16 protein-coding genes are annotated in these 8,693 nt (G+C 70.3%); 15 read left to right on the top strand and 1 reads right to left on the bottom strand.

Translation table 11 applies throughout. The features are described 5' to 3' along the window. Nucleotides 1-30 precede the first annotated feature (30 nt). The 4 genes from ACFVJS_RS04070 (at nt 31) to ACFVJS_RS04055 (ending at nt 4,076) form a co-directional block, all read left to right on the top strand. Nucleotides 31-1,350 (top strand): HupE/UreJ family protein, encoded by a 1,320-nt coding sequence (locus ACFVJS_RS04070; RefSeq protein WP_378877662.1) that lies wholly within the window; start codon nt 31-33, stop codon nt 1,348-1,350. Between the two features lie 4 nt (nt 1,351-1,354). Continuing rightward, nucleotides 1,355-2,086 carry a GntR family transcriptional regulator gene (locus tag ACFVJS_RS04065; protein ID WP_378877661.1) on the top strand — a complete coding sequence of 244 codons (732 nt, stop codon included), beginning with the start codon at nt 1,355-1,357 and terminating at the stop codon, nt 2,084-2,086. 92 nt (nt 2,087-2,178) lie between these two features. Beyond that, complete coding sequence (locus ACFVJS_RS04060; protein WP_378877660.1) at nt 2,179-3,723, top strand: sulfatase-like hydrolase/transferase; 1,545 nt, start codon at nt 2,179-2,181, stop codon at nt 3,721-3,723. After that, on the top strand, nt 3,723-4,076 hold the full coding sequence (locus tag ACFVJS_RS04055; protein WP_378877659.1) for a DUF1707 domain-containing protein: 354 nt from the start codon (nt 3,723-3,725) through the stop codon (nt 4,074-4,076). Before ACFVJS_RS04060 ends, ACFVJS_RS04055 begins: the two co-directional genes overlap by 1 nt. On the opposite strand, the gene ACFVJS_RS04050 is transcribed toward ACFVJS_RS04055, so the two are convergent. After that, nucleotides 4,073-4,381 carry a helix-turn-helix domain-containing protein gene (locus ACFVJS_RS04050; RefSeq protein WP_378877658.1) on the bottom strand — a complete coding sequence of 103 codons (309 nt, stop codon included), beginning with the start codon at nt 4,379-4,381 and terminating at the stop codon, nt 4,073-4,075. The genes ACFVJS_RS04055 and ACFVJS_RS04050 overlap by 4 nt on opposite strands. 186 nt (nt 4,382-4,567) lie before the next feature. Here ACFVJS_RS04050 and ACFVJS_RS04045 point away from each other — a divergent pair, with 186 nt between their 5' ends. From ACFVJS_RS04045 to ACFVJS_RS03995, 11 genes are all read left to right on the top strand, one after another. Further along, nucleotides 4,568-4,789 carry a helix-turn-helix domain-containing protein gene (locus tag ACFVJS_RS04045; protein ID WP_378877657.1) on the top strand — a complete coding sequence of 74 codons (222 nt, stop codon included), beginning with the start codon at nt 4,568-4,570 and terminating at the stop codon, nt 4,787-4,789. After that, the gene (locus ACFVJS_RS04040) at nt 4,789-5,187 is read left to right on the top strand and encodes a hypothetical protein (protein ID WP_378877656.1); all 399 of its coding nucleotides are present in this window, start codon (nt 4,789-4,791) and stop codon (nt 5,185-5,187) included. Before ACFVJS_RS04045 ends, ACFVJS_RS04040 begins: the two co-directional genes overlap by 1 nt. A 145-nt stretch (nt 5,188-5,332) precedes the next feature. Beyond that, entirely contained in the window at nt 5,333-5,572 is a 240-nt protein-coding gene (locus ACFVJS_RS04035; RefSeq protein ID WP_378877655.1) for a hypothetical protein, read from the top strand. Continuing rightward, complete coding sequence (locus ACFVJS_RS04030) at nt 5,572-5,985, top strand: hypothetical protein (RefSeq protein WP_378877654.1); 414 nt, start codon at nt 5,572-5,574, stop codon at nt 5,983-5,985. Before ACFVJS_RS04035 ends, ACFVJS_RS04030 begins: the two co-directional genes overlap by 1 nt. Further along, nucleotides 5,985-6,209 (top strand): hypothetical protein, encoded by a 225-nt coding sequence (locus ACFVJS_RS04025; RefSeq protein ID WP_378877653.1) that lies wholly within the window; start codon nt 5,985-5,987, stop codon nt 6,207-6,209. The genes ACFVJS_RS04030 and ACFVJS_RS04025 overlap by 1 nt, the downstream gene beginning before the upstream one ends. Continuing rightward, nucleotides 6,206-6,559 carry a hypothetical protein gene (locus ACFVJS_RS04020; RefSeq protein WP_378877652.1) on the top strand — a complete coding sequence of 118 codons (354 nt, stop codon included), beginning with the start codon at nt 6,206-6,208 and terminating at the stop codon, nt 6,557-6,559. Before ACFVJS_RS04025 ends, ACFVJS_RS04020 begins: the two co-directional genes overlap by 4 nt. Then, entirely contained in the window at nt 6,556-6,807 is a 252-nt protein-coding gene (locus ACFVJS_RS04015) for a hypothetical protein (RefSeq protein WP_378877651.1), read from the top strand. The genes ACFVJS_RS04020 and ACFVJS_RS04015 overlap by 4 nt, the downstream gene beginning before the upstream one ends. Next, entirely contained in the window at nt 6,804-7,181 is a 378-nt protein-coding gene (locus ACFVJS_RS04010; protein WP_378877650.1) for a hypothetical protein, read from the top strand. The genes ACFVJS_RS04015 and ACFVJS_RS04010 overlap by 4 nt, the downstream gene beginning before the upstream one ends. Beyond that, nucleotides 7,178-7,876 (top strand): hypothetical protein, encoded by a 699-nt coding sequence (locus ACFVJS_RS04005; RefSeq protein ID WP_378877649.1) that lies wholly within the window; start codon nt 7,178-7,180, stop codon nt 7,874-7,876. The genes ACFVJS_RS04010 and ACFVJS_RS04005 overlap by 4 nt, the downstream gene beginning before the upstream one ends. Next, a complete protein-coding gene (locus ACFVJS_RS04000; RefSeq protein ID WP_378877648.1) occupies nt 7,873-8,220 on the top strand; it encodes a hypothetical protein in 348 nt (115 codons plus the stop codon). Before ACFVJS_RS04005 ends, ACFVJS_RS04000 begins: the two co-directional genes overlap by 4 nt. Continuing rightward, a complete protein-coding gene (locus tag ACFVJS_RS03995; RefSeq protein ID WP_378877647.1) occupies nt 8,217-8,684 on the top strand; it encodes a hypothetical protein in 468 nt (155 codons plus the stop codon). The genes ACFVJS_RS04000 and ACFVJS_RS03995 overlap by 4 nt, the downstream gene beginning before the upstream one ends. The last annotated feature ends 9 nt before the right edge of the window (nt 8,685-8,693 follow it).

Raw genomic sequence — 8,693 nt, 5'->3', positions numbered from 1 at the left:
GCCTTCCCCCACTTCCGATCGAGGATCCTCATGACCGTTCCCACCGGCGTACGTCTCCTCGCCGCTGCCGTGCTGGCGATGCTCGCGCCGATCCTGCTGATGCTCCCGGCCTCGGCCCACGGCTTCACCTCCACGGTCTATGCCGAGATGACCGAGCGCTCCGACGGTGTCCTGAGCACCGAGCTGGAGATGGAGTACGTCCTCCTGGTGAGGTCCGTGGCGAAGGCCGAGGCCGACCCCGGGCTGGAGAGCGAGGCCAAGGCCGCGTTCCAGACCTCGGGCGCCGATGTCGGGCTGATCGAGCAGCACCGGGCCGCGGTGCTGGGCTACCTCGGCGACCGCTTCCGCGTCTCCGCCGGCGACCACGCCTGTGCGCCCTCGATGGCCGACGAGCTCCGGACCACCGAGCGCGACGGTGTCCCGCACATCGTGGTGACGCTCGATCACGCCTGCCCGCGGGTGCCGGACGACGTGGCGTACGAGATCGCCAGCGAGCTGTTCCCCGAGTCGGAGGGCTTCGTGGGCAGCACCGAGACCATCCTCGAGTACTCGCTGCCGGAGGCCTCCGGCAACACGGTCCTCACCGCCGAGGACCCGAGCTTCTCCACCGACGAGTCGTCCCCGACCAGGCTGCTGGAGTTCTTCGTCCTCGGCGCCGAGCACCTGCTCTTCGGCATCGACCACGTCCTGTTCCTCGTCGCACTGATCGTCGGTGCCCGCCGTCCGCGCGACATCCTGCTGGCCGCGACGGCGTTCACGGCGGCGCACTCGGTCACCTTCGTCCTCGCGAGCCTCGGCGTGGTGTCGGTCCCAGCCGCGATCGTCGAACCCGTGATCGCGCTCTCGATCGCGGCGGTCGCGGCGTGGCACGTGTGGGTCTCGTGGCGCGAGGGTCGCCCCGGCGGTGCCGCGTCGTCGCTCGGGGACCCGAACGGCGTGGATCCGGCATCGGTCGCTCCGCCCGGTGGCGGCGTCCTCGCCCTCGCCGCGACGGTGGGTACGTCCACCGAGGTCGCGCCGACGACGGCTGGTTCGTGGGGGTCGCGGTCGTCGGGGGAGCGGATCCGGCTCGCCGTGGTCTTCGGCTTCGGACTCATCCACGGCCTGGGCTTCGCCGGTGCCCTCGGGATCGACGAACCGTTCTCCTGGCGGCTGCTCGGCTCCCTGCTGGTCTTCAACCTCGGCATCGAGGTAGTCCAGCTGGTGGTGATCGTCCTGGTCTTCCCGGTGCTCATGGTCCTGCGACGTCGGCAGCCCACGCTCGGCCGGTGGCTGGGCGTCACCGCGGCCACCGGGGTCGCGGTCGTCGGCCTCTTCTGGTTCGTCCAACGAGTCCTCGGGGTCGGGTGAGCCGATGCAGGAGCCGAGGGCATCGCGCCGCTACCACGCCGTGGCGGCCACGTTGGAGGGGCGGATCCGGGCCGGCGAGTACCCGCCGGGCAGGCCGCTCCCTGCCGTGTCCTGCCTGGCGCGGGAGTTCGGGGTCGCGCGGGGCACCGTGGAACGCGCGCTCGTACGGCTGGAGACCGACGCCCGTCTGGTCTCCCACCACGGCCAGCACTGGCATGCACACGGTGCCACGCGCCTGCAGAGCCTCGGAGTGCGCTCGTTCGCGCAGTGGGCGGTGGCGTCCGGGCTGACGCCCGGAGGCAGGTTCGTCGACGTGGCGCGGGGACGCGCCACCACGCTGGAGGCGCGCGAGCTCGGTGAGAGGCCGGGCAACCCGGTGCTGCGGGTGGTGCGCATCCGCTCCCTGGACGAGTCGCCGGCCATGGTCGAGCACACCGTGTTCCCCGGCTGGCTCTCCGCGACCATCGAGTCGCTGCCCGTCGACGCCCCCTCGATCGTCGACGTGGTCGAGGCCGAGCTCGGGGTCCGCCTCGCCCATGCCGAGCACCGGATCGAGGCCTTCGCGGCCTCGGCCATGGACGGTCGCCTGCTCGGGGTTCCTCGGGGCAGCCCACTGCTCAGGGTCGTACGCACCGCGCGCTTCGCCGACGGGCGCTCGTTCGAGCTCAGCGACGACCGCTATCTCCCCGGCGTCGTGTCGCTCTCGCTGGTGACCAGCTCCAGCCCGGCCGACTGAACGCTCGTCCGGTGGGCGGGTGCGGGTTCGCGGGGAGCCCGCTTCGCGTTAAAATGGACTAAATAACTCAGATTACTTGGGAGTGTTTGGTCATGTCCGTCGGCAACCTGTTCACCCGCCGCAGGCGGGCAGCCGTGGCGACGGCCGCGATGAGCGCCCTCGCCGTGACCGGCCTCGTGCACGAGCCGGCCGCCGTGGCGGCTGCCCCGACGCGTACGCCTGCTCTGGAACGGCCCGAGGGGAAGCCGAACCTGCTGCTGGTGACGGTCGACGACCTCTCCTATCTCGACATGGACCACCTGCCGCAGGTGCGGAAGCTGGTCGAGCGGACGGGGGTCTCCTTCGCCGAGGGGATCGCGCCGACGCCGATCTGTGTGCCGGCGCGGGCATCGCTGCTGACCGGGCAGTACGCCCACAACCACGGTGCGCGCACGATCGAGGGGCCCTACGGCGGTTATCGGGCCTTCGACGACTCCTCGACGGTCGCGACGTCGCTGCAGGACGCGGGCTACTCGACGATCCTGGCGGGGAAGTACCTCAACGGCTACGGCGAGGGCGAGACCCGAGGCGACGTGCCGCCCGGCTGGGACCAGTGGCGCGCGACCGTCGACCCGTCAACCTACAACTTCCGCTCGCCGAAGTTCAACGTCAACGGCGAGGTCATCAAGTCGAAGGGCTACTCCTCGACCGTCATCACCGAGCACGCGAAGGCCGCGATCGCGGCCGAGCGTCGGTCGGGGAAGCCGTGGTTCACCTGGGTCAACTACGTGGCGCCGCACCACGGCGGGCCCTCGGGGCCCGATGACCCGAAGAAGATCTACCCTGGCACCGATGCCGCTCTGTCCGTGACCGTGCCCGATGCCCAGGACCGCGGGTTCTACGACAACGTCCGGATCCCCGCGCGGCCCAACCTCTTCCCCGAGGACACCTCCGGCTACGCGAAGGGGTCGCCCGGGCGCGGGAGGTTCAACCCGAGGAAGAAGGACGCTCTCCGGATCGCCTACCAGCGTCGTCTCGAGGCGATCCGCAGCCTGGACCGCAACATCGCCTCACTCCTGGTGGGGCTGAGGAGGAGCGGTGAGCTGAAGCGCACGCTGGTCGTCTTCACCTCCGACAACGGCTTCTCCAACGGCTACCACAACCTCAACGGCAAGCTCTGGTACTACGAGGAGTCGCTGCGGATCCCGGTGCTGATGAGCGGTCCCGGGGTGCCTCGCGGCCGGGCGGTGCGGACCCCGGTCACCAACCCGGATCTTGCCGCGACCCTGCTCGCGGCCGCCGGTGCTCGGCCGCCGCGGGCGTCCGACGGGATCGACATCATGCCGTGGCTGCGCGCGCCGGAACAGGTCCGCGCGATCCCGGTCGCCGGCTGGCGGGTCGCCGACGGGAGCAGGCAGCTGTGGTCCGGCATCCGGGTCGGCTCCTGGACCTACGCCCGCCTCCACACCGGTCAGATCGAGGTCTACGACCGCTCCACCGACCCCTACGAACAGCACAACCTCGCCTCGGACCCGTCCGCCGCGGAGACCGTGAAGGCCCTGGCTCGGCTGGCTTCCCGCTACGAGGACTGTGCTGCCTCGACCTGCCCGAAGGATCTGTACGCCGCCGGCCGGGCCATCGACCTCGAGGGCCTGTGATGAGGGTCGGCGACGTCGAGCGCGAGGCCGCGCGGGCGCGGCTCGTCGAGGCGTACGCCGCGGGGAGGATCGACGCGCCCGAGCTGGAATCCCGCGCCGAGGCGGTCTGGGGCGCGTCCCGGGCCGCCGACCTCGCTGCCGTGGTCGACGATCTCGGCGAGGAGCCGGCTCCGTCTGGCAGGGCAGCCGCTGGCTTCGTACGCGATCTCCTGGTGTTCCTGGTCTGCGGCGCGATCGCGATCATGGCCTGGCACCTCACCGGTCGCGGGTTCTTCTGGCCGGTCTGGGTGCTCGTCTACACCGGCCTGCCCCTGCTGCGGTGGCCTGGCAGCGCCGGTGCGCGTCTCAGTTAGCGGTTGGTAACCGATCCGCGCGATGAAATAACCCGCTCGCCGTCGTCACCGCCGCCGCCATTAGTCGGCATCTCGCCGCTCTCGAGCCATTCGATCGGGACGCCCGTGATAAGCGCCCACTGCAGCTTGTAAACGCGTCGCATGGGCGCCTCGTCGTCGTTGATCCAGCGGCTAACCGTGCGGCGATTGACGCCGAGCTGCTGGGCCATCGCTTCGACCGAGAGTCCGCTCTTGTCCAGCGCCATCGCCAGGCGCCACCGCAGGGTGAGGCGCGGGATCAGCTCTTCGTGAGTCTGCGTGCTCATTGGGTGCTCCTTGTGCTGGTGGTCGCCCGGTTTTCGCTCCCCGGGGTGTGTCGCGTGCGTCGCCGCGCGCGTCTCACTGAGTCCAGAGTGCACCACTGTCCCGTCGAGGGTCAATAGGACACCGAAACGAAAGAGGGCCATAGATCCGGTTGCGCAGTAACCGGACAATGGGACATACTCGGCGCCATGAGCGCTAGTGACCTGATCGGCAGCGGGGAGACCGCAAGGCTCGTCGGCCGGTCCCAGAAGACCCTGTATCGCTGGATCAAGGCCGGTCGCATCAAGCCGGCCCAGGTCGTGCCCGGCGGCCACGTCGGCACGTTCCTGTTCAAGCGGTCGGACGTCGAGCAGCTCGCGGCCGAGCTGAGCGAGTCGAGCGCCGAGATGCGCGAGTCGAGCGCGGCCTGATGACCTGCCCTCAGGTCTCCGACGAAGGCCTCATCTGCACCCTCACGCCCGGCCACCTCGGCGACATGCACAAGGACATGTCGGACCCGGCTACGGAGATCCAGTGGCGGCATCCTCGACCGATCACACTGGGCGAATTGGTCGCCGACGTCGAGGGTCGAGTGCGATCCCGCGCCGCTGCGCTCCTCGCACAGGAGCCGGCCCCTCGGGCTCTCGGCCACAGCGCCACGGTCACCGTCATCGACGAGCTCCTCGAGTCGACCGATGCCGAGGCCGTCAATGCTCTCCCTGCCCTCGTGGCTCCCGTGCGACCGCCCAGCGTGCTCGCCGACATCCGCCGCAAGTTCTTCCCTGTCCGGCGCGGAGCCCGGGGGCGCGCCGGACGGGGGAACCCCTAGACCACCTCGGCCGCGGCAGTGCGGGGGCGCCGTCGCGGCCGGGGGGATCAACCCGCAACACCAGCACGACCAGTCAGAAAAGACCAGGCCACCCGCACTCCCAGCAAGAGATCCGCGGATGGCCCGACCGAAAGGACATCATCCCATGTTCACCCTCGTACGCACCGCATCCACGCCGTTGCCGGCGCCTGCGGTCAGCACGACCTACCACCTGCAGGGCGAGACCAACTGGACCCACTGCGGCGTATGGCCCGACGGCGTCCGGCACACCGACCAGCCCGCCGCTGTCGTGCGTGGCATGCATCTGATCCCGGGAGCCGGCGTCAAGGTCTGCCCGGCCTGCCTCATCGCCGCCCACATGCCCGCAAAGAAGGCGAGCGCCTGATGGCTATGACGATCACCGAGGCCGACGCCGTCGCGAAGCTCACCCGCTTCATCCTGTCCGGCGAGCTGTACACCGGCCAGCCCGAGTCCGCGTCTGCCGTCGCCGCCCAGCTCGTGTACCTCGCCGACCGAGCCGAGAAGGTCCTCCAGCTGAACCTGCCCGGTGACGAGCAGGCCTACGCCGCGCGCCTCGAGGCGCTCGCCCCGCAGGCTGACCGCGCCGCGTCCATCGAGCAGATGCGTTACGCCGAGTGGTGCAAGGGTCAGGCCGCCGAGGCTTCCGCCGCTCGCCTGATCGGCCTCAAGGAGATCGACCAGGTCCACATCGAGTGGGGCGGCACAGACCTCGACGACGTCAACCAGCTCGAGCTGTGGGAGCGCATCGGCCGCGCTCTCCGGAAGGCCGGTGTCTGATGCCCAAGCCGCTGTTCACCTACCGGATCTACTGCGAGACCTGCGACCGCGAGCTCACGACCGTCGTCCCGCAGGTCAAGGTCACCATCGAGGAGATGCGTAAGGACCACGCCAAGTGGCACGAGCGCATCGAGAGAGAGGCGCGTGAGAAGGCCGAGGCAGCCATCACTGCTGCCGAGGTCCAGGCCGTTCGCGAGCGACACGGCGAGGTGAAGGCGTGGTGAGCGCCCAGATGCCCGTGTGGCACCTGCGGTGGACCTACGACGGCCACCTCGCCGGCTGCGGGATCTCCTGCGACAACGCCACCGACGCCTGCGCGACCGCCGGCCAGCTGCGGCTGCTCGCGTCGTCTGCTCCCGCCGCCCAGGTCTGCCCCGAGTGCCTCGCCCTTGTCGAGGCCACGCCGCGATCCAGTGTCCCGGCCGCCGTTGCGACGGTCCTGGCTGCGGTCCTCTTCATGACGCTGCTCGGATGCGGGATGTACACCGTCACCCACCGCGACGTTCCCGCCGCCGAGCCCTCCGCCCCTTCGCCGACCGGCGAGCGCGCCGAGCCCCAGGAGATCGCCCGATGATCCACACCAAGACCCGTCGTCGGCTCGCGGTAGCCACCGCCGTCATCGCCGAGCAGAGGCGCACGATCGCGCGCCTCGACCAGGAGCTGGCGAACGCCCGCGCGGCGGTGGCCGCCGTGGCCCGGCAGGCATACCCCGTCCAGGTCGCGCCCGACCCGGCCGACTCCGTCAACCTTGAGGGCGTCGGGACGCCGCTGTACGACGCGGTCCGCGCTGACACCCTCGGCCTGCAGGCGGTGACGGCATGACGACCGCCCGCGAAACCATCACTGCCGCGCTGCAGTCCCACGCGTACACCAGCTACGACTACGGCTACCACTGCATCTGCGGCCACACCGAGCGCGACCTCGCCGGGATGGTCGGACACATCGCCGACAAGATCCTCGCCGCCTGCACGCTGCCCGCATTCACCCAGTTTCAGATCGAGTGGCAGGTGCGCGACAGGAAGACCGGCCGCGTCGACGACGCCGATGGTCACGGCGGTGCTTTCGCGTTCGGATCCCGCGACGAGGCCGAGCAGATGATCCGCGACTGGCCCGATGACGACCTCGAGCTGGTGTGCCGCGAGGGCGGGGCCACCGACTGGCACGTCCCGACCCAGGCCCAGGGGGCGGCGGCATGACGATTCAGTACGAAGCTGGCACCCCCACCGTGCCTTGCAGTGGCTCCAGCCTGTTCACCACCAAGCACAACCAGCAGCTCGACTCGATCCTGATGGATCACGAGGAAGCCGCGCCTCTGTGTGGCGACTGCTACTTCCGCACGGAGTGCGCCTCGCTGGCACAAGGTGACAAGAACGCCACCGGCACCTACGGCGGCATGCTGTTCATCGAGGGCCGCATCGAGAGCCCGCGGAAGCTGCACGATCTCGCCGCGCGTCGTCGTCGGTCACCGAGCGCCATCCAGTGGATTCAGGACTTCGTCGACCAGCACGGCGGCACCGTGCCGGCAAGCGAGGTCATCGCCGCCGGCGCCTTACGCGGCCTCAAGCGCCACGACGTCGTCCTGGCGCGAGGAAAGGCCGGCCTGCACTCTTGGTGCCGCGGCCGCGACAGGGTCACGGTCTACTCCAACCAGCCCCGTCCTAAGCTCCGGCCAAAGAGTCGCCCCGTTGTCGACGACACCCTGGTCGCCCTCATCCTCGACGGCCCCGAGATCGAGGCCCGCGTCGCGGCTCGAGCAGCCCGCGGCCCCGAACGGGTCGCCGTCACCCAGCAGTGGCTCGCACGCGGCCGCAAGGCCAACGATCTCGCCCGCCGCACCGGCTGGAAGCCCGAGCGCTACAAGGGCGACCAGGACGAGGCGGTGGCGGCATGAGCGCCAAGATGAAGCGGCGGCGTCGTCAGGCCCGCCACAAGCGGGCCATGGTCGCTCGGCGTCACCGTGCTGAGGATCGTCGGTTCTTCCAGGACGGGACGTTCCCCGCGTCGGCGAGCATCATCGCTGTCTGCTCCTGCGGGGCACGCGCGTTCAGCCGCGACCCGCACGACCACCTCGACGGCTTCGCTGACGCGCACACCTACTGCGACGAGGTGGCCGACGACGAGTACACCGACTGGTCTGACGGCGTCGAGCCGCTGCTGGCGGTGACCCCCGTGAGCACCTTCAGCGCGCTGCAGGTCCAGGGCGGCCCGCTCAAGGAGGCGGTAGCCAACTCATGACGCAGATCGTCCACGGGCGCTCCGGTTACGACCGGCACGGCTGCCGATGCCCGACGTGTCAGGCCGCGAACACCGCGCATGTGCGCGCTGTTCGAGCTGCCCGCCGCGCCCGGCTCGAGCAGGCGCCCGCCGACACCTCACACGGCACTCACGGCGGCTACGACGCCGGGTGTCGGTGCCCCGACTGCCTCGAGCACCGGAAGCGCCGCTATGCCGCAGAGGAGGGCTACCGGCCCCACTGGTGGCGTGACCTGGTCACCGTCACCTTCCGATCCGCCCGCGTCGCCTGGGAGGCGCTGCGGGAGTCCTCGGCGCCTGCGTACGGCGTCGCCGGCGCAGCGGGGTCCGATGCGGCCTGCTACCAGCTGAGCGACGCCGAGTTCGCCGAGCTCCATTCACCACCCACGCTTCGCGGCGTTCTCGTCGCGCTAGCTGACGACCGACGAGAAGAGGCTGCCGCGTGAGCATCCGAC

The sequence above is a fragment of the Nocardioides sp. NPDC057772 genome (assembly GCF_042798075.1).
Taxonomy (GTDB): domain Bacteria; phylum Actinomycetota; class Actinomycetes; order Propionibacteriales; family Nocardioidaceae; genus Nocardioides.
The sequence above is the reverse complement of the archived record's forward strand: the minus strand, read 5'-3'. Positions and strand labels throughout refer to the sequence as shown.